Annotated in this window: 15 protein-coding genes; 9 read left to right on the top strand and 6 right to left on the bottom strand. The window is 62.9% G+C overall.

All coding sequences use genetic code 11. The annotated features are described in order from the left end of the window. The 5 genes from ACLP2E_RS17725 to ACLP2E_RS17745 form a co-directional block, all read left to right on the top strand. Window positions 1-899 (top strand): nucleotide sugar dehydrogenase (locus tag ACLP2E_RS17725; RefSeq protein WP_442466694.1); only part of this gene is annotated, 899 nt, incomplete at its 5' end. Between the two features lie 94 nt (window positions 900-993). Beyond that, complete coding sequence (locus ACLP2E_RS17730) at window positions 994-2,211, top strand: glycosyltransferase family 4 protein (RefSeq protein WP_442466701.1); 1,218 nt, start codon at window positions 994-996, stop codon at window positions 2,209-2,211. A gap of 212 nt (window positions 2,212-2,423) precedes the next feature. Beyond that, window positions 2,424-4,595 carry a type I secretion system permease/ATPase gene (locus ACLP2E_RS17735; RefSeq protein WP_442461349.1) on the top strand — a complete coding sequence of 724 codons (2,172 nt, stop codon included), beginning with the start codon at window positions 2,424-2,426 and terminating at the stop codon, window positions 4,593-4,595. After that, window positions 4,592-6,058 carry an HlyD family type I secretion periplasmic adaptor subunit gene (locus tag ACLP2E_RS17740; protein WP_442461348.1) on the top strand — a complete coding sequence of 489 codons (1,467 nt, stop codon included), beginning with the start codon at window positions 4,592-4,594 and terminating at the stop codon, window positions 6,056-6,058. The genes ACLP2E_RS17735 and ACLP2E_RS17740 overlap by 4 nt, the downstream gene beginning before the upstream one ends. A 42-nt stretch (window positions 6,059-6,100) precedes the next feature. Next, window positions 6,101-7,204 carry an NAD(P)/FAD-dependent oxidoreductase gene (locus ACLP2E_RS17745; RefSeq protein ID WP_442466695.1) on the top strand — a complete coding sequence of 368 codons (1,104 nt, stop codon included), beginning with the start codon at window positions 6,101-6,103 and terminating at the stop codon, window positions 7,202-7,204. A gap of 61 nt (window positions 7,205-7,265) precedes the next feature. Here ACLP2E_RS17745 and clpA read toward each other — a convergent pair whose 3' ends face one another. From clpA to ACLP2E_RS17760, 3 genes are all read right to left on the bottom strand, one after another. Continuing rightward, entirely contained in the window at window positions 7,266-9,677 is a 2,412-nt protein-coding gene (gene clpA, locus ACLP2E_RS17750; protein ID WP_442466696.1) for an ATP-dependent Clp protease ATP-binding subunit ClpA, read from the bottom strand. Window positions 9,678-9,687: 10 nt separating this feature from the next. Continuing rightward, window positions 9,688-10,038, bottom strand: coding sequence for an ATP-dependent Clp protease adapter ClpS (clpS, locus tag ACLP2E_RS17755; RefSeq protein WP_442461351.1), 351 nt, complete (start codon window positions 10,036-10,038; stop codon window positions 9,688-9,690). 534 nt (window positions 10,039-10,572) lie between these two features. Further along, window positions 10,573-10,914, bottom strand: coding sequence for a phasin family protein (locus tag ACLP2E_RS17760; RefSeq protein WP_442461345.1), 342 nt, complete (start codon window positions 10,912-10,914; stop codon window positions 10,573-10,575). A gap of 303 nt (window positions 10,915-11,217) precedes the next feature. On the opposite strand from ACLP2E_RS17760, the gene ACLP2E_RS17765 reads away from it, so the two are divergent. After that, entirely contained in the window at window positions 11,218-12,960 is a 1,743-nt protein-coding gene (locus ACLP2E_RS17765) for a serine hydrolase (RefSeq protein ID WP_442466697.1), read from the top strand. A 137-nt stretch (window positions 12,961-13,097) separates the two neighbouring features. Here ACLP2E_RS17765 and ACLP2E_RS17770 read toward each other — a convergent pair whose 3' ends face one another. After that, window positions 13,098-13,835 (bottom strand): DnaJ domain-containing protein, encoded by a 738-nt coding sequence (locus ACLP2E_RS17770; RefSeq protein ID WP_442461343.1) that lies wholly within the window; start codon window positions 13,833-13,835, stop codon window positions 13,098-13,100. A gap of 12 nt (window positions 13,836-13,847) precedes the next feature. Next, complete coding sequence (locus ACLP2E_RS17775) at window positions 13,848-14,558, bottom strand: VWA domain-containing protein (RefSeq protein WP_442466698.1); 711 nt, start codon at window positions 14,556-14,558, stop codon at window positions 13,848-13,850. Window positions 14,559-14,667: 109 nt separating this feature from the next. On the opposite strand from ACLP2E_RS17775, the gene ACLP2E_RS17780 reads away from it, so the two are divergent. After that, entirely contained in the window at window positions 14,668-15,090 is a 423-nt protein-coding gene (locus ACLP2E_RS17780; RefSeq protein ID WP_442461341.1) for a DUF1489 family protein, read from the top strand. On the opposite strand, the gene ACLP2E_RS17785 is transcribed toward ACLP2E_RS17780, so the two are convergent. After that, window positions 15,076-15,981: an ion channel gene (locus ACLP2E_RS17785; RefSeq protein ID WP_442461340.1), complete on the bottom strand. Its 906-nt coding sequence runs from the start codon at window positions 15,979-15,981 to the stop codon at window positions 15,076-15,078. The genes ACLP2E_RS17780 and ACLP2E_RS17785 overlap by 15 nt on opposite strands. 113 nt (window positions 15,982-16,094) lie before the next feature. Here ACLP2E_RS17785 and rnr point away from each other — a divergent pair, with 113 nt between their 5' ends. Both rnr and ACLP2E_RS17795 read left to right on the top strand, forming a co-directional pair. Beyond that, complete coding sequence (gene rnr / locus ACLP2E_RS17790; protein ID WP_442466699.1) at window positions 16,095-18,416, top strand: ribonuclease R; 2,322 nt, start codon at window positions 16,095-16,097, stop codon at window positions 18,414-18,416. Then, window positions 18,413-18,829, top strand: a complete 417-nt coding sequence (locus ACLP2E_RS17795; protein ID WP_442466700.1) for a DUF983 domain-containing protein — start codon at window positions 18,413-18,415, stop codon at window positions 18,827-18,829. The genes rnr and ACLP2E_RS17795 overlap by 4 nt, the downstream gene beginning before the upstream one ends. Window positions 18,830-18,910: the final 81 nt, after the last annotated feature.

The following is an 18,910-nucleotide window of genomic DNA, read 5'->3' on the forward strand; positions in this document are numbered from 1 at the left end:
ATCGCTCGACGATCCGTCCCGGCACGATCGAAGAACTGATCCGGCCAATTTTCGAGTCTACGCTCGGCAAGGATTTCCGCAGTATCGAACTGGTCTACAATCCCGAGTTCCTGCGCGAAGCCTATGCCATCAAGGATTATTTCCATCCGCCCAAAATCGTCGTCGGCACGGCGGACGGCCTGCCCAACCCGCGCATGGAAGAGTTGAACAAAAACCTCCAGGCGCCGGTTTTTTATACGAAATACCGCGAATCCGAGATCACCAAATTCGTCGACAATACGTTCCACGCGGTGAAAGTGGCCTTCGCCAACGAAATCGGGCGGGTCTGCATGCAGCTGGGCGTCAGCGCCGCCAAGGTGCACGAGATTTTCATCTCCGACACCAAGCTCAACATTTCGCCCTATTATTTCCGGCCCGGCGGGGCCTTCGGCGGATCCTGCCTGCCCAAGGACGTGCGCGCGCTGCAATATATCGCGTCGGAGGTTGGGGCCAACACCCGCATGATCGACGAGTTGCTGCGCTCCAACGACGCCCACAAGCATTTCCTTTACGAACGCGTGACGGCGGATTTGAAGCCGGGCGCGTCGGTGCTGATGCTCGGCCTGGCGTTCAAGAAACATAGCGACGACCTTCGCGAGAGCCCGAAAGTGGACATGGCGCGCAAACTGCTCAACGCCGGCTACAAACTGTCGGTTTACGATCCCTATCTCCATCCCAAGCAATTGCTCGGGCAGAATCTCGGTTACAGCTTCCTGCACCTGCCGACCCTGCCGGACCTGCTGGTTTCGGCGGAAACCATCGCGACACAGAGCTATGACATCGTGATCGACATGAGCGGCATGGCCGAGGGGTTGACCCTGAACTGCGGCAAGTTCATCAATCTCGATCGTCTGCCTTAAGTAGAGAAACAGAGCCTCGATGCCCGTGACGATTTCCCTCCTCGACAACCTGGCGCCCGACAAAAGCGGCGCGACCGGCGACGCGACCAGATCGCTGGCCGCGTCTGCCTCGGAAACCCCTCTCGCGGGACGGAAAATTCTCATCATCGTCGAAAATCTGCCGCTGCCCTTCGACCGGCGCGTCTGGCTGGAGGCGCGAACCCTGAAAGCCGCCGGGGCGGAAGTCTCGATCATTTGCCCGACCGGCAAGGGCCATGAGACGCTCGAGGAGGAAATTGAAGGCATTCATATCTATCGCCACCCGCTGCCGATCGAGGCGTCCTCGGCCAGCGGCTACCTGCGTGAATATCTCGCCGCCCTGACCGCCGAGACGCGGCTCGCGTGGAAAATCTTCTTCAAACACGGGTTCGACGTCCTTCAAGGCTGCAACCCGCCCGACCTTATTTTCCTCGTCGCCCTGCCGTTCAAACTGCTCGGCAAGAAATTCATTTTCGACCATCACGACGTCAGTCCCGAGCTTTACGAGGCGAAATTCGGGCGTCGGGATTTCTTCTGGCGCCTGCTCAAATTCGTCGAGCGCCTCACCTTCATGACCGCCGACGTTTCGATCGCCACCAACGAAAGCTATCGGGCCATCGCCATCGAACGCGGCAAGATGGACCCCAAAAAAGTCTTCGTCGTGCGCTCCGGCCCGGAAATCGAGCGCATCAAGCCGGTTCCGCCCAATCCCGCCTGCAAGCGCGGGCGCCAATATCTCGTCGGCTATGTCGGCGTGATGGGCGACCAGGAAGGCATCGACCTGCTACTGGAATCCGTGCGCCACATCGTCCACGATCTTGGCCGCACCGACATTCAGTTCACCCTGGCGGGATCGGGCCCGAGCATGGATTCGCTCATAAAGCTGGCTGGCAAGCTCAAAGTCGACGATTACGTCGCCTTCCTGGGACGCGTTCCCGATGCGGAGCTGTTCGAGCTTCTTTCCACCGCCGATGTCTGCGTCAATCCCGACCGCGTCAATCCGATGAACGATCTCTCGACCATGAACAAAATCATGGAATATATGGCCTTCGCCAAGCCGATTGTTCAATACGACGTCGCCGAGGGCAGCTTTTCGGCGCAAGACGCCTCGCTTTATGCCGCGAAAAACGACGCCAAGGATTTCGCCGCATGTATCATCGGACTGCTGGGCGACGAAAACAAGCGCGTCGAGATGGGGCAATATGGCCGCAAGCGGGTGGTCGAGGAATTGTCCTGGGCGCGGCAGCGTCCCGCCTTGCTGCAGGCCTATCTGACCGCCCTCGGCCTAGGCTAAGCTCAAGTAATTGTCCTAGAAAGAAATTGACAAGCTGGGCGTGACCCGTAAAACGAATGATGGCGGACCGGCGAAGGTCCAGTCGCCATTTGTTCGCACGAAGTCGTTGAAAATATTGCGCTTGTGCCTTCTCGGCGCCTCGGATGATCCAGCTGAAGTTGTAAATTATTTACTTCTACAACTTACGGTGTTGAAGGCAGGCTAACGAGGCCATGAATTTGAACCAGAACGTTCCCCCGGACCGGGCGTCCGAACCGCTGCATCATTCCGGACTCAGGGCCCTGTGCGGAATCGCCGCTTTTTACCGCATCGCCGCCGACCCTGCCTATCTCGCCAAGGAGCTGGCGCTGGCCTCCGACGAGGCCGAGGCCAACGACCTCGTCCGCGCGGCGAAATCCATCGGTCTCAAGGCGCGCATCATCGAAAATCCAACGGCTGCGCGCCTCGCCGGAGCGCCGACTCCAGCGATCCTGCGGCGCAAAGACGGCGGCTACCTCGTACTTGGCGGCGAGACGGCGGGCGGAGACTGGCGCATCGTCGATCCCGTCACCCGCATCGCGCGCGAAATCCCGCTCGACCAATTGCTCGCGGAAATCAGGCCGCAACTGATTCTGGTCGCCCGCCATTTCCGAGGCGCCGGGGTCGATCCGCGCACTTTCGGCTTCCTGTGGTTCGCACCTTCGCTCTGGCGCTACCGCAAGCCGCTCGCCCACGTGCTGGTCGCCTCGTTTTTCGTGCAGATCTTCGCCCTCGTCTCCCCGCTGTTCTTCCAGGTGGTGATCGACAAGGTGCTCACCCATCGCGGTTATTCGACGCTGTTCGTGCTGGTCGGCGGACTCGCGCTGATCGGCCTGTTCGACGTGACGCTGCAATATCTGCGCTCCTACGCGCTATCGCACACCACCAATCGCATCGACGTCGAACTTGGCCAGCGGCTCTTTCGCCATCTGACGCGGCTCCCGGTCTCCTATTTCGAGACAAGACCGACCGGCCAGACCGTGGCGCGCGTTCGCGAACTGGAGACCATCCGCTCCTTCCTCACCGGGCAGGGCCTGTTTTCGGCTTTGGACCTGTTCTTCACCTTCGTCTTCATCGTCGTGCTGTTCGCCTATTCGTGGAAGCTGACGATGATCGTGCTGGCGACGATCCCGCTTTACCTGATCATCGCGGCCATAACACGCCCGCTGTTGCGTCAAAAACTCAACGAGAAATTCAATCGCGGCGCGGAAAGCCAGCAGTTCCTGGTCGAATCGATCGTCGGCATGCAGACGATCAAGGCCGCCTCGGTCGAGCCGGTGGTGGCCAAGCAATGGGAAGAACGGCTCGCGGCCTATGTCCGCTCGGCCTTCTCGACGGCGATGCTGGGGGCCAAGGGCCAGAACGCCATCCAATATGTGTCGAAACTTTCCACCGCCGCCTTGCTGCTGTTCGGCGCCAAGGCCGTGATCGACGGCGATCTGACCGTCGGCGAACTGGTCGCCTTCAACATGATCGCCGCCCAGGTGGCGCAGCCGGTGCTGCGGCTGTCGCAGCTGTGGCAGGATTTCCAGCAGGTACAGGTTTCGGTGGAGCGGCTGGGCGATATTCTCAACTCGCCGGTCGAGCCGACCCCAGCGGTTCGCGCCCAACTTCCTCCTCCCAGGGGAAAAATCGAGTTCCGCAATGTGTCCTTCCGCTATCGCCCCGATGCGCCGCAGGTGCTCAAGCAGATTTCGCTTCGGATCAATCCAGGCACGGTGATCGGCATCGTCGGCCCCTCCGGCTCCGGAAAATCGACCCTGACCAAGCTGGTCCAGCGCTTCTATATTCCAGAAGAGGGGCAGGTGCTGCTCGACGACGCCGATCTGAGCCAGGTCGACCCCGCCTGGCTGCGCAGCCATATCGGCGTGGTGCTGCAGGAAAACCTGCTGTTCCACCGCACCATCCACGAGAATATCGCGCTGGCCAATCCGGCCATGCCGCGCCCGCAGGTGATGGCGATCGCAAAGCTCGCCGGCGCCGACGAATTCATCGGCAAATTGCCACGGGGCTATGACACGATGATCGAGGAGCGCGGCGCCAATCTCTCCGGCGGCCAGCGCCAGCGCATCGCCATTGCACGGGCGCTTTCGACCAATCCGCCGATTTTGATTTTCGACGAGGCCACCTCGGCGCTCGACTACGAGAGCGAGCGGATCATCCAGCGCAACATGCGCCAGATCGTGCAGAACCGCACGGTGTTCGTCATCGCCCATCGTCTCGCGGCGGTGCGCGATTGCGACGTCATCGTTGGAATGATCGACGGGCGTCTGGTCGAAGCCGGCTCGCACAGCGAATTGCTGAAGAACAGCCAGGGGCTTTACGCCCGTCTTTGGGCGATGCAGAACGAACGGGCGGAAGCATGAGCGAGGTCAGGGAAGCGCCGCCGCCAGCGCAGAAATTGCGCGAGGTCGCCCGGAAACTCCAGCCACATCTTTCGGACCGGGAATTCCTGCCGGCCGACCTGGAAATATTGGAAACGCCGCCATCCCCGGTGCGGATGGCGCTGATCCTGCTGATTGGCGCGCTGGTGGTCTCGACTTTGGTATGGAGCTGGTTCGGCCGGCTCGACATCATCGCGGCGGCGCAGGGCAAGATTCAGCCGGCGGGCCGGGTCAAGGTGATCCAGCCGCTGGACACCGGAAGAGTCGCGGCGATCCATGTCGAGAACGGCCAGCACGTCAAGGCCGGCGACCTGCTGATCGAAATGGACGCCGGCGACGCGCGTTCCGAGCAGGCCACCGCCCAGTCCGCCTATGACGCTTACAGCGCCGAGGCCATGCGCCGGGCCGCCGCCGTCAAGGCGGCGCAGGCGCGCGAGCTATCGCCGCCGCCGACGATCGACTGGCGTCCCGAAACACCGCTGGCGATCCGCCAGCGCGAGGAACTGGTGCTGTCTGGCGATCTGGCGCAACTGGCCGACGCCGTCGCCAGCTATGACGCGCAGATCCGCCAGAAGGAAATCGAGCGCGACCGCCTCACCGCCACGATGGAGTCGCAAAGCCGTTTGATAGCGACGCTGCAGGAGCGCGTGGACATGCGCTCTTCCCTCGCCAAGTCGGGCTCGGGCGCCAAAGCCGCGGTGATCGACGCCGAAGAGACGCTGCAATATCATGAGACGCAACTGGCCACCCAGCAGGGCCAGCGCGACGGGGCCATAGCCAATCTCGACGTGCTGGCGCGCGATCGGGACAAGACCTTTTCCAATTTCGTCGCGGAAAATGGGCAAAAGCTCGACGAGGCGCAGAGGCAGGCCGATGATTCGCGGGAAAAGCTGGTCAAGGCCAAGCTGAAATCGGAACGCATGGACCTGCGCGCCCCGATCGACGGCACGATCTACGGGCTCTCGGTGACCACCATCGGCCAAGTGGCCGGCGGCGGCGACGAACTGATGCGCATCGTGCCTGAAGGCGCGGTGCTGGAAATCGAAAGCTATCTCGCCAACAAGGATGTTGGTTTCGTCAAACCCGGCCAGACGGCGGTGGTGAAGATCGAATCCTTCCCCTTCACCCGCTATGGCACTTTGACGGCAACGGTTGAGCGGGTAGCGAGCGACGCGATTCCCGAGCCCGACGCCCAGCAGACCGAGAGCGACGCGGCCCGCAAGCAGAGCGAAAAAACCTTCGCCGGCGCCCAGCGAACGCAGAACCTGGTGTTTCCAGTGACTTTGAAGCTGGCGCGCACGGTCATGAACATCGACGGGCAGAGCGTTCCGCTGACGCCGGGCATGGCGGTGAGCGTCGAAATCGCCACCGGCAGCCGCCGCATCCTCGAATATGTGTTCTCGCCGCTGGTCCAAACCGCCTCGCAGGCGATGAAGGAAAGGTAATGGGCAGAACCTGTCGCAATCAAGGGGATGGAGAATAAACTCTTGGAGGTAGAGGCCGTAGTCGTCGGCGCCGGCGTGGTTGGCCTGGCCGTGGCCCGGCGGCTCGCGCGGCCCGGACGCGAGGTTTTGGTGCTGGAAGCGGAAAAGGCCGCCGGCACGCAGACCTCTTCCCGCAATTCGGAAGTCATTCACGCCGGGATCTACTATCCTCGCGACAGCCTCAAGGCCCGCGCCTGCGTCGAGGGACGCAAAAAGCTTTACGCCTATTGCGCGTCACGCGAAATTCCGGCGCGAAAAATCGGCAAGCTGATCGTCGCCGTCGATGAAGCGCAGGAGGCGCGCCTCGCGGCGCTGCTGCGGCAAGGCCTGCAAAACGGCGTCGAGGATCTGGTCTGGCTGGACGCCGCCGGAGCGGCGAAGATCGAGCCGGAAGTGCGCGCCCACGCCGCCCTGTTCTCGCCCTCGACGGGCCTCGTCGACAGCGGCGCCTTGATGCTTTCCCTGCAGGCGGATGCCGAAAATATGGGCGCCCAACTCGCCTTCCGCAGCCGGGTTACCGGAGTTTCTCGACGCGGTGGGCTTTTCGCGGTCCATACCGAGGAGTTGGCCGAAGAGCCCCTGCTCTGCCGGATTCTGGTCAATTGCGCCGGCCACGGCGCCCATGACGTCGCGCGCGCCATGACGGGCTATCCGGCCGGGCTCATTCCGCCGCGCTTCCTCGCCAAGGGCAATTATTGCTCGGTATCGGGACGCTCGCCGTTTTCGCATCTTGTCTATCCCCTGCCGGTTCCGGGAAGCCTGGGGGTGCATGTGGCGCTCGACCTCGCCGGGGGCATGCGGCTTGGGCCCGACCTGCACTGGGTCGAAGAAGTCGATTATCGACCGACGCAGGGGGTCGAACCGGCCTTCCGCGATTCGTTCGCCCGTTTCTGGCCGGGGATTCTTTCCCGCGACTTAGCTGTGAGTTCATGCGGCATCAGGCCGAAAATCAGCGGCCCCGGCGAGGAGGCGGCCGATTTCCGCGTCGACGGCCCGGCCTTTCACGGCGTCGAGGGCCTCGTCCATTGTTTTGGCATCGAATCGCCGGGCCTCACCGCATCTTTGGCCTTGGCCGATCTGATCGCAGCGCAAGTCGGGGCGGACTGACGAAAAAGGCGCCGCCGGTCGTCCGGCGGCGCCCTTAATTATCTGTCCTCGCGCGATTCGCTCACATGGGCTGCGCAGGCGCCTTCGGCTTGCGGCGCGCGCGCACTTCCGGTTCGGCGCGGACCTTCTTGCGGCTGGCCTCGACGATTTCCTTGTCGGGACGCGGCAGCACCGGTCCGTCGGGGAAGACGAACACCAGTTTCGACTCCTTGTCCTCGCCGGCGACGACGACCCGCACCGTGCCGCCGTTCTTCAACCGGCCGAACAACACCTCGTCGGCCAAAGCCGTCTTGATATGGGTCTGGATGACCCGCGCCATTGGCCGCGCGCCCATGGTTTCGTCATAGCCGCGCTGGACCAGCCACAGCCGCGCCTCGTCGGACAATTCGATCGCGACATTGCGATCGGCAAGCTGCGCCTCAAGCTGCATGACGAACTTGTCGACGACCTTGGCGATGACCTCGGTCGGCAGATGGCCGAAGGGCACGATGGCGTCGAGCCGGTTACGGAATTCCGGCGCGAACATGCGGTTGATCGCCTCGACGTCGTCGCCGGTCCGCTTGTTCTGGGTGAAGCCAAAGCTCGCCTTGGCGAGATCGGCCGCACCGGCGTTGGTGGTCATCACCAGGATCACGTTGCGGAAGCTGATCTGCTTGCCGTTGTGGTCGGTCAGCTTGCCGTGGTCCATCACCTGCAGCAGGATGTTGTAAAGATCGGGATGGGCCTTTTCGACTTCGTCGAGCAGCAGCACGCAATGCGGATGCTGGTCGATGGCGTCGGTCAAGAGACCGCCCTGTTCAAAGCCGACATAGCCGGGAGGCGCGCCGAGCAGCCGGCTGACCGAATGGCGCTCCATATATTCCGACATGTCGAAGCCCACCATTTCGACGCCCAGCGCTTTGGCGAGCTGGTTGGCCACCTCGGTCTTGCCGACGCCGGTCGGGCCGGAGAACAGGTAGGAGCCGATCGGCTTCTCCATGTCGCGCAGTCCGGCGCGTGAGAGCTTGATCGCCGCCACCAGAGCCGCGATGGCCTCGTCCTGGCCATAGACCACGCGTTTCAACGTCGCATCGAGATTTTGCAGCACCTCGGCGTCGTCCTTCGACACGGACTTGGGCGGAATCCGCGCCATCGTCGCCACCGTCGCCTCGATCTCCTTGACGCCGATGACGCGCTTGCGCTTGTGCTCAGGCGTCAGCATCTGCGAGGCCCCGGTCTCATCGATCACGTCGATCGCCTTGTCCGGCAATTTGCGGTCGTGGATATAGCGGGCCGACAGCTCGACCGCCGCCTTCACCGCGTCATGGGTGTAGCGCAGCTTGTGGAACTCCTCGAAATAGGGCTTCAGGCCCTTGAGGATTTCGATCGTGTCGGGGATCGACGGCTCGTTGATGTCGATCTTCTGGAAGCGCCGCACCAAAGCGCGGTCCTTCTCGAAATATTGCCGGAACTCCTTGTAGGTGGTCGAGCCGATGCAGCGCAGCCCGCCCTGGGCCAGAGCCGGCTTGAGCAGGTTCGAGGCGTCCATCGAGCCGCCGGAAGTCGCGCCGGCGCCGATCACCGTGTGGATCTCGTCGATGAACAGGATCGCCTTCTTGTGCTGCTCGATCTCTTTCATCACCTGCTTGAGGCGCTCTTCGAAATCGCCGCGATAGCGGGTGCCGGCGAGAAGCGCGCCCATGTCGAGCGCATAGACCGTCGCGCCGCGCAAGACTTCGGGGGTCTCGCCCTTGACGATCTTTCGCGCCAGGCCTTCGGCTATCGCCGTCTTGCCGACGCCCGGATCGCCAACCAGCAGCGGGTTGTTCTTCTGCCGGCGGCACAGGACCTGGATGGTGCGCAGCACTTCCGTCTCGCGGCCGATCAGGGGATCGATCCGCCCATCCTTCGCCTTATGGTTGAGGTTTACGCAGTAAGCCTCCAGCGCAGTTTCCTTTTTCTTGGGATCCTGCTCCTTGCCTTCGCGCGCTGTCTCCGACCTTTCGGTCTCTTCCTCGGCGCCGCGAGGCGACTTCGACGTATCGTTCAGGCCCGGACGCTTGGCGATGCCGTGGCTGATGTAATTGACCGCGTCGTAGCGCGTCATTTCCTGCTCCTGCAGGAAATAGGCGGCATGGCTCTCCCGCTCGGCGAAAATGGCGACCAGCACATTGGCGCCGGTGACCTCCTCACGGCCGGAGGATTGCACATGGATCACCGCGCGCTGGATCACGCGCTGGAAGCCGGAGGTCGGCTTGGGATCCTCGTGCAATTCCGTCGTCAGGTTGTCGAGTTCATGTTCGATGTAGGTGACCAGGCTTTTGCGCAAGGCGTCGACATCGACCGAACAGGCGCGCATTACGGCGGCGGCTTCCGCATCGTCCAGCAGGCTCAGCAATAGATGTTCGAGCGTCGCATATTCATGCCGGCGTTCGGAGGCTACGGCAAGAGCGCGATGAAGGGTCTGTTCTAGATTGCGCGAGAATGACGGCATATGTTCTGCCTCACTTCTTTTCCATGACGCATTGCAGCGGATGCTGATGCTTTCTGGCGTGATCCATCACCTGGGTCACCTTGGTGTCAGCTACTTCATAGGTATATACGCCACATTCGCCGACGCCGTTATTGTGCACCTGCCACATGATTCGATTGGCGTCGTCGATATTTTTATGAAAATAGGTGCACAACACTCCAATTACAAAGTCCATCGGGGTATAATCGTCATTCAACAACAAAACCCGATACATCGATGGACGCTGGGTCTGGGTCTTCGTCCTGGTGATGACCGCCGTTCCCGATCCGGGCCCCGACCCTTGGCCGTCGCCCGGAGATTTCTTGCCGCCCTTCGCCGCCATGACCTGTCCAGTCAGAACCTGTCCAGTCAAGATCTGCATCCAGAAAGCATGCAGGCCTATGGCCGATTCGTCGCCAATGCGCCTTGGTTGAGTGTATTGCGTCGCCAAGACCGTCCTCTCCTCAAGATCGCAAATTGCAGCCTCTACCTCTATCTCCTATTTGACGCGACAAATTCGCCTTTAATTTGGGCGCCCAGAAACTTCTGGCGAGGCGCGGGCTGCACCATGCAATTTATGCGCCGCATGCCTCCACCGCCAGTATGCGCCCGAAACTTTTTCTCATCCCTCCACAAGCCTGCGCGCAAATTCTTGCCGGGAGCCTGATTCGTCTCGGAAAATCGGCGCGAGCGCTGAAGTTGGCGAAACCGCTTCGATAATAATACGCATGAAAGGGCGTGGGGGTTCTAAAAAAAAAAGCAAAAAGCCCGGCCATAAGGACCGGGCTTTCGCCATTGCAGACGCAACTTGAACTTAAGCGGCCCTGTCCGGATAAAACGCCCCGGCGGGCTTACCAACCAGATCCGGACTGGAAGCTCAGTTAGCGGAGGCCTTGACCTTGGCGATCGCAGCTTCGACCGGCTTGAAGGCTTCCTTGGCGACGTTGGTGTAAAGTTCGCCGAGCTTGGTGACCTGAGCGACAAAACCTTCATAGGAGGTCTTGGCGAATTCCTGCTGCAGAGCGATGGCTTCGTTCAGTTCCTTCACGCCGAGGAGCTTTTCGACGAAAGCCGAACCGGATTCGACCGACTTCTTGGAGTAATCGGTGGTCTCGGCGGCGATCGCCTGGAGCTGCTTGGAGACTTCCGTGGCGGAGGCCTGGATGGCTTCGAGCTGGGCCTTGCCGAAGTTCTGGTATTCTTCGAAATTGATAGCCATGTTGTCGACACCTTGTCATAAAGGGCCGCTACGCGGCCGGTGATGGGGGCCGCTGGGCGGCCGGGGTTTCGAGCAAGTGTTCCCCCCCGCTCGATGTCGCCAATCTATAGGCGCCGCACAAAAAGTCAACGCCTTTTGCTGCACTGCACCATCATTCTTTTGCCCGATTTTCTGCGCTTTTTCTCGGCGCCTTTTAACGGCCGGGTAACCGCGTTCCCATAAGGTCAGCTCGCGATAACGTCACGACGCCGCTTTCTGGCGCAGCGACGGCCTCCTGTTGGTTGAAAATCGGGACTGGTTTGTATGTTCAAGCGTGACGTTCACGGCCGCCTTGCGTCGGGCGCGGCCCTGCCTGCCCTTGTTCTCGGCCTGATCGGGGCGGTCGCCGCCACGCCGGCGGAGGCCCGCCATCATCATCATGGCCATCGCGTCGCCTATCACGCCCATGTCCGCCATCACGCGCATCACAGCCCCCAGCATTTTCACGCCGCGACCGGCGGAGCCAGCGCCACCGCGGCAATCGTGGTGGACGGAGCCACCGGCCGGGTCATCTACGGGATGAACGAGGATGCGCCGCGCCATCCCGCTTCGGTCACAAAGGTGATGACGCTTTATCTTCTGTTCGAGGCGCTGGAAAAGGGCCGTTTCACCCTCGATAGCGAAATCCCGGTTTCCGCCCATGCGGCGGCGCAGGCGCCCTCCAAACTCGGCCTGCGCCCCGGCCAGACCATCCGTGTAGAAGACGCGATCAAGGCCATCGTCACCAAATCCGCGAATGACATCGCCGTCGCGGTCGGCGAGGCGGTTGCGGACGGAAGCGAGAGCGAATTCGCCGAGATGATGACGCGCAAGGCCCACGCTCTCGGCATGAACCACACCCTCTATCGCAACGCTTCCGGCTTGCCCAACGACGAGCAGATCACCACCGCCTCCGACCTGGCTGTGCTCGGCCGCGCCATACAGGACCGATTCCCGCGCTATTACCGCTATTTCTCCCTGCACGAATTCGCCTATCGCGGCCAACACATCCACAATCACAACCATCTGATGGAACGCTGCGAGGGCATGGACGGCATCAAGACGGGCTATACCGCCGCCTCCGGTTTCAATCTGCTTAGCTCAGTCAAGCGCGACGGCCATTACATCGTCTCGGTGGTAATGGGCGGCAAGTCGGCGCGCTCGCGCGACAATTACATGGAAGCTCTGATCGAGCAGCATATCGAGGAGGGCGGCGCGCCGCATTCCAGCGCCCACGTCGCGGAGGGGGAGGCATCGCGGCCCTTTTGGCAACAAGCCAGCCGCGAGGAAGAAGAACGCGCGGTCAGGGCGGAAGCTGCGCAAACCGAGCCGGAAAAGCCGGTAGTCGCCGCGAAGCCGCCGGCGTCCATGCAGCATGCTTCCCTCGCCGAAATCGCGCCGCTGCTGCCCATCGCCGCCGTAAGCCCGACGCCCCGGCCCCGCCCCGCTTATGTCGCCGCGGCCGCTGTGGAGCGCGAGCCGGCGAAAGACGAGAGCGACGACGCCCATGTCGCGACGGCGTCGATCCCCCGCCATGCGGCGGCGACCGACGGTTCGACCTCCCATCGCGCCCAGGAACACGCCCAGGAAAAAGGCAGCGCCACGACGCCCACCGCCATGCATCTGACGCCCGGCCCTTCGCCGAAACAGGCGCTGCGCCAGGCGATCCGTTTCGAGCCGCCGGCCAAGGCCGAGCCCAAAGCCGAAATCAAATCGAAAGCGGAAGCCAAAGCGGAGGAAGGCCTCAGCGTCCAGAAGCGGCAGGTCGGAAATAAACCGCCGGTCCCCGGCTGGATGATCCAGATCGGCGCCACCGACGACGCCGACAAGGCCGCCGCGCTCCTGACCCGCGCCAGGAGCCAGCGCGGAGCAGCGCTCGGTTCGGCCAAGCCCTTTACCGAAATTGTCCACAAGGGCAGCGGCACGCTCTATCGCGCCCGTTTCGCCGGTCTTGAGGAATCCAAAGCCGAAGCCGCCTGCAAGGCATTGAAAAATTCGGGTTTTAATTGTTTTGCCACCCGGAACTGACCCTTCCCCATTCCGTTATGGGGACGCGCCGGCGGCGCGGCGGCGCAGAGGTCAAGCACTTGCGATAGCCGGGCGCCTCGTCGACTGGCTCCAGGCCGAAAGAATGAGTTTGTTTGCGTATCAGTGTGTGGAGCGTATCAGCCGTGTCGACGCAACAGCCTGTCCTTGGCCTGATTGATCCGGGCCGCGTCATCCGTCGTCCCCCCGTGGTCGGGATGGCGTTCCTTCATGAGGCGCCGGTGCGCCCGGACAATTTCCTCCGCGCTCGCGCCCGCACGAAGACCGAGCGTCTGATAGGCTTCCTGCTCGGACATTTCACTGGAGTCCAAACCTTGGCCATTCCGGCGACGCGACCCGCCCCCCGCGTCCGCGTGACCCTGGTCTGCCGTGCGCCATCCGGCAAAGCGGCGGTCGAAATAAGTCTCTAGCAGCAGCGCCGAATCGGTGTCGCGGACGAGACAGTCGCGGTAGAACTGCTTGCATTGCTCCTGCGTAAGCGCCGAAAGCTTTTGGCCGGCGAAGGGACCGGCCAGGACCTCGCCATCTACTTCTCCCGTGACATGGTCCAGCGTCATCGCCAGCAGAGCGGTGCGCGCCTGCGAGGTTTTTCGCGCTCTTTGCCTTTCCGCATAGAGGTCGGCGAATTTGCGCCAGGAAAATCTGTCGCCGGTGAAGATGAAAAACGACAGGCCGCCGAGCCCGGCCGCCAGCGCCAGCCTGCCGCGCAACAGCAGCAACAACGCCGCCATCAGAGCCATCACGCCGCCGCCATTGCGCATCCCTGCAGCGACCTGGGCCGGCGACGCGCGGCCCAGCATGCGCAATCCGTAAACGCAAAGGATCAGCGCCAGGAGGCCGAACAAAAGAATGGGCATTTCGTCCCCGTTTTATTTCATCTGCGCCAATAAAAATTTCGCTTCGGCTTCGCCTTGCCCGGCCCGCGCCTCCAATGCGACAAACCCGCCGGCCGCATAGGCGGCGGCGGCCTTGAGCAATCCGGCGAGGCGGCCGGGCGCGCCGGCGTCGAAGGCAGCATAGGCGCCGCCGGTCAATCGCGCCAGATCCTTGAAACAGGCGGCGGCCGCGCTATTGCCGCCTTCCTGGAAAAAGAAGCCCTTGATCCCGCGCAGGCCGAGTTCGCCGGCGACCCGCGCGAGATCGTCGGCTTTTTCCTCCATCGAATCGCCGATGAAGACGAAGGCGCCGACCGGCGCCTCGGCCTGTTCGGCCTTGATATGGCGCAAGACCTTGCCAATCTGGGTCTGGCCGCCGCGCACCGAAATTTTCGCCATGACGGCGGCCAATCCGGCGCCGTCGCGGACGAAGCGGGAAGCCCGGCATTCGCCAAAGCCGCGAAAATACACCAGCTGGATATCGAGCCCGCCGCAGCCGGCCGCGGCCTTGAACATTTCCGCCTGCAGCTGCTGCGCCAGATCCCAACTCGGCTGGCGGCTCATGGTGGCGTCGAGGGCGAAAATCAGACGGCCGCGATCCGACGTCGTCCTGACCGGCGTTTTCCGCACCGCCTCGACGAAGGCTTCGACCTGCGCCTGCCGTTCAGACTCCAGGGCGCGGCCCTGCTTGTCCGTCTCGCTCAATTTTTTTCTCCCGGTTGTTGATTAAATGGCGTGCGCGCGAGGAAAGGCAAGCCGTCGCAATTGCGGGGGCCGCTTGCTGGGATTAGAAAAACGGCGAAGGGAAAACCGATTGGCCCTGCATCTGATCAAACTCTGCGTCGGGGCGGAATCCATCGCGGATCTTCAGGCCTGGATCGCCCTGCGCGCCCGGACGAAATCCGCCGTCCACGCCCATGTCACGCGGATGGCGCCGAAACGCGCGCCGGAACTGCTCGACGGCGGCTCGCTCTACTGGGTGATCAAGGGCCAGCTCTGCGCGCGCCAGCGCCTGATTGGCATCGAGCCCTTCGTCGATTCCGCCGGAATCAAGCGCTGCGCCCTGCAACTGGACGATGGGCTGGTCGCGGTGCGGCCCCGCCCCTGCCGCGCCTTTCAAGGCTGGCGCTATCTGGCGCCGTCAGACGCGCCGCCCGATCTCGCCGCCGCCGGCGCCGCCTTGACCGAACTGCCGGAACAGCTTCGCCGCGAACTTTCCGAGCTAGGCCTGCTCTGAGGGCTCCGCCTCCACCTCGTCCGGCTCCGTCTCGTGGAGCAAGCCGTAATCGAGCTGCGGAAGGCCGCTTTCCGAGGCCGTCAGGATATCCGAATAGACATGGCCGATGCGCAGGTCCGCCACGCCATAGCCCTTGCGGGCGTTGACCTTCTGGCCGGACACGTCGTCGAGACCGTCGAAGATCACCACCCAATAGGCGTCCATCTCCTCCAGTTCGGCTTGACCCAGGCCGAACAGCGGACTGTGCTCGTCGATCGGATGAAACAGCGTCCAGGAAAAGGCGAAGATCGGATTGCGCCGCTGGAGCAACGTCAGTTGCTTGAAACGGCGGAAGCGCACCCCTTCCGTCGTAGGCTCGGAATAAAGCAGCCAGATTTCCGCCTGCGCCTCGTTGACCGTGCTGTTGCGGGCGTTGGCGATCCGCGCCATCAGCATGGCGCCGCCATTGTGGCGCCCCATCGCCATCACGTCGGCGAAAAGCACCTTGGCGCGCGGCCTGGCGAAGCGGGCGAAGACCAGGCCGGCATAGACCGCAAGCGTCGACATGCCGACGAAGATTTCCAGCGTCGTCACCAGATGCGCATAATCATTGTCCGGATGCATGTCGCCGTAGCCGACCGTCGCCAGCGTCTCGATGGAGAAATAGAACCGGTCGGCGAAAGAACCGGGCCGCGCGTTGGCGATGCAATCGCCGCCGATCCAGAAAAGCGTGGCGAAAATGGCGTTGATGGCGATGAAATAGACCGCGAAGCCGAGGAAGAACGTCGGCCAGGACACGCGCATGGAATTGTGGAAGGCGTCCTTCCAGAACGAATGATCGAGACCCTTGGTGAGGAATTCCCGATCGCCGATTTTGACGCTTCTGGCGCGGTCGGATTTTCTGCGAATCATCGAGCTTCCCCCAATCGGGCCAAAATGGCGCGCGGCAAGAAAAAGGCAAGTGGCCGCTCCCGCCGCGCAAATCGCCGGATGACGGCGGGCGCTGCAGACCCTATGGTGGCCGCGTGCCTAAATTACCCAAGAAACCCTTCCCCTCCCGCGAGGAAATCGTCGCCTTCATCGCCCGCGAGCGCGAGGAAGCGGTGAAATCCGGCGCGGCTCAGCCCGACAAGATCGGCAAGCGCGAAATCGCCCGCGCTTTCGCCATTCGCGGCGACGACAAGATCCTGCTGAAGAAAATCCTCAAGGAACTGGAACTGGAAGGCGCCGTCCAGCGCTCGCGCTCGGGTCTGCACGAGGCCGGCGCCCTGCCCCAGATCGTGCTCGCCGACATTTTGTCGCGCGACCGCGACGGCGAATTGATCGCCGTTCCCGCCGAATGGGACGAGGCGCTTGGACCGACTCCCTGCATCATCGTTTTCGCGCCGAAGCGGCCGCGTCAGGGCTTTCCGGCTGCGGGAATCGGCGACCGCGCGCTGTTGCGGGTCGCGCCTTTGCGCGAGACCGGCGGCCCCGCCTATTCCGGCCGCGTGGTCAAACTTCTGTCGCGCGCCGTCAAGCGCGTGCTCGGCGTGTTTCGCGAAGACCCGCGCACCCGTGGCGGACGCATCACGCCGGTGGACAAGAAGCAGCGCGACAAGGAATTCATCGTCTCGGAAGCCGACCGCGGCGAGGCGCGCGACGGCGATCTGGTCAGCGTCGAAACGCTTGAGCGCGGGCGCTTCGGACAGCCCGTCGCCAAGGTGCGCGAGCGGCTGGGGTCGATGAACAGCGAAAAGGCGATCAGCCTGATCGCCATCAATATCCACTCCATTCCCGACCTGTTCCGCCCGGAGACCATCGAAGCCTCGGAAGCGGCAAAACCGGCGCGCATGGAATCGGAGGGCTTTCGCCGCGAGGACTGGCGTTCGCTGCCCCTGCTCACCATCGACCCGACCGACGCCAAGGACCATGACGACGCCGTCCACGCCCAGCACGACGACGCGCCCGACAACCCCGAAGGCTTCGTCGTCACCGTCGCCATCGCCGATGTCTCCTATTATGTGCGGCCCGGCGGCGCGCTCGACCGCGAGGCTCTGGATCGCGGCAATTCGGTCTATTTCCCCGATCGCGTCGTGCCGATGCTGCCCGAACGCATTTCCAACGATCTCTGCTCGCTGCGCCAGGGCGAGGACCGCCCGGCGCTCGCCGTGCGAATGCGCATCGGCAGGGACGGCCACAAGCTCGACCACAGCTTTTTCCGGGTGATGATGCGCTCGGCGGCCAAATTGTCCTACCAGCAAGCGCAGGACGCTATCGACGGCCGCCCCGACGAGACCACTGGACCGCTGCTCGATTCGGCCCTGAAACCGCTGTGGCAAGCCTATGACGCGGTGAAGATCGCTCGCGGCAAAAGGTCGCCGCTCGATCTCGAGCTGCCGGAGCGCAAGATCCTGCTTAAAGCCGATGGAACGGTGGATCGCGTGCTGACGCCGCCGCGTCTCGACGCCCACAAGGTGATCGAGGAATTCATGATCCTCGCCAATGTCGCCGCCGCCGAAACCTTGGAGGCCGAGAAATCTCATCTGATCTACCGCGCCCACGACGAGCCCTCGGTGGAAAAGATCAATGCGCTGTCGGAATTCCTGGCCACCATCGGGATCAAGCTGGCCAAGGGCCAGGTGTTGAAGCCGATGCAGTTCAACGAGATTCTCGCCAAGGTGCGCGGCACCGAACATGAGAATGTGGTCAACGAGATCGTGCTTCGCACCCAGGCGCAAGCGGAATACGTGGCGGAAAACTACGGGCATTTCGGCCTGCATCTGCGCCGCTATGCCCATTTCACCTCGCCGATCCGACGCTATGCCGATCTCATCGTCCATCGCGCCCTGGTGCGGGCGTTGAAACTCGGCCCCGGCGGCCTGCCGGAATTGAGCCGAGAACATCTGGCGGAAATCGCCGCGCGCATTTCCGCCGCCGAACGGCGGGCCATGGCGGCCGAGCGCGAAACCACCGACCGGCTGATCGCCACTTTTCTCGCCGACCACATTGGCGCGACCTTTCAGGGTCGGATCGCCGGAGTCACCCGCGCCGGCCTCTTCGTCAAGCTGGCCGAAACCGGCGCCGACGGTTTCGTTCCCGCCGGGACGCTCGGCAGCGATTATTTCGCCTATGACGAGGCGCATCACGCCTTGATCGGCTCGCGGAGTGGCGAGAGTTTTCAGCTTGGCGACGCGGTGACCGTCAAACTGGTGGAGGCGGCGCCTTTCGCCGGCGCCCTGCGATTCGAGATGCAGAGCGAAGGCAAGGCCAGAGTCGGCAAGGCAGGCGCAAGAAAGCCCGGGCCGGCCAGGGGGATCTCACGCACGACACGGCCGAAGCCGGCGGGACGACGGGCGCGAAAATGAATCCGAGAATCGACCCGGACCGGATCTTCGAGAAACGCGCCGTATGGCCGGCGCTGCTGCGCGGCATGAAGAAGCTCTGTCCCGCCTGCGGGATCGGCAAGATTTATTACCGCTATCTCAAGGTCAGTGATTATTGCCCGCATTGCGGTGAAGCGCTGTATCACCAGCGCGCCGACGACATGCCGCCCTATGTGACCATGTTCATCGCCGGTCATTTCGTCGTCGGCGGCGTGATCACGGCGCAGGAATGGTTCCCCGGGTTTCCCGACTGGGCGCAGATGATTTTCTGGCCAATCGCCGCCGCCTTGCTGTGCCTGTGGCTGCTGCCCATCGTCAAGGGCGCGCTCATCGCCTATCAATGGGCCCTGAGGATGCACGGGTTCGGCTCCGACCGGCCGGAGGACGCGGGATGAACGAGATTCCGCCCAAAAAGCCGCCGCATCCGCGCGACGCCGCCAGCCTGATCCTGCTCGACGGCAAGGGCAAGAAGACCA

It is taken from the genome of Rhodoblastus sp., from assembly GCF_052145335.1.
In the GTDB taxonomy this organism is placed as follows: domain Bacteria; phylum Pseudomonadota; class Alphaproteobacteria; order Rhizobiales; family Beijerinckiaceae; genus Rhodoblastus.

What these genes read in the sequence shown, in the direction of transcription:
- ACLP2E_RS17735 (WP_442461349.1), top strand. Translation starts at nt 2,424, where the DNA reads ATGAATTTGAACCAGAACGTTCCCCCGGACCGGGCGTCCGAACCGCTG.
- ACLP2E_RS17740 (WP_442461348.1), top strand. Translation starts at nt 4,592, where the DNA reads ATGAGCGAGGTCAGGGAAGCGCCGCCGCCAGCGCAGAAATTGCGCGAG.
- clpA (WP_442466696.1), bottom strand. Translation starts at nt 9,677, where the DNA reads ATGCCGTCATTCTCGCGCAATCTAGAACAGACCCTTCATCGCGCTCTT.
- clpS (WP_442461351.1), bottom strand. Translation starts at nt 10,038, where the DNA reads ATGGCGGCGAAGGGCGGCAAGAAATCTCCGGGCGACGGCCAAGGGTCG.
- ACLP2E_RS17760 (WP_442461345.1), bottom strand. Translation starts at nt 10,914, where the DNA reads ATGGCTATCAATTTCGAAGAATACCAGAACTTCGGCAAGGCCCAGCTC.
- ACLP2E_RS17765 (WP_442466697.1), top strand. Translation starts at nt 11,218, where the DNA reads ATGTTCAAGCGTGACGTTCACGGCCGCCTTGCGTCGGGCGCGGCCCTG.
- ACLP2E_RS17770 (WP_442461343.1), bottom strand. Translation starts at nt 13,835, where the DNA reads ATGCCCATTCTTTTGTTCGGCCTCCTGGCGCTGATCCTTTGCGTTTAC.
- ACLP2E_RS17785 (WP_442461340.1), bottom strand. Translation starts at nt 15,981, where the DNA reads ATGATTCGCAGAAAATCCGACCGCGCCAGAAGCGTCAAAATCGGCGAT.
- ACLP2E_RS17795 (WP_442466700.1), top strand. Translation starts at nt 18,413, where the DNA reads ATGAATCCGAGAATCGACCCGGACCGGATCTTCGAGAAACGCGCCGTA.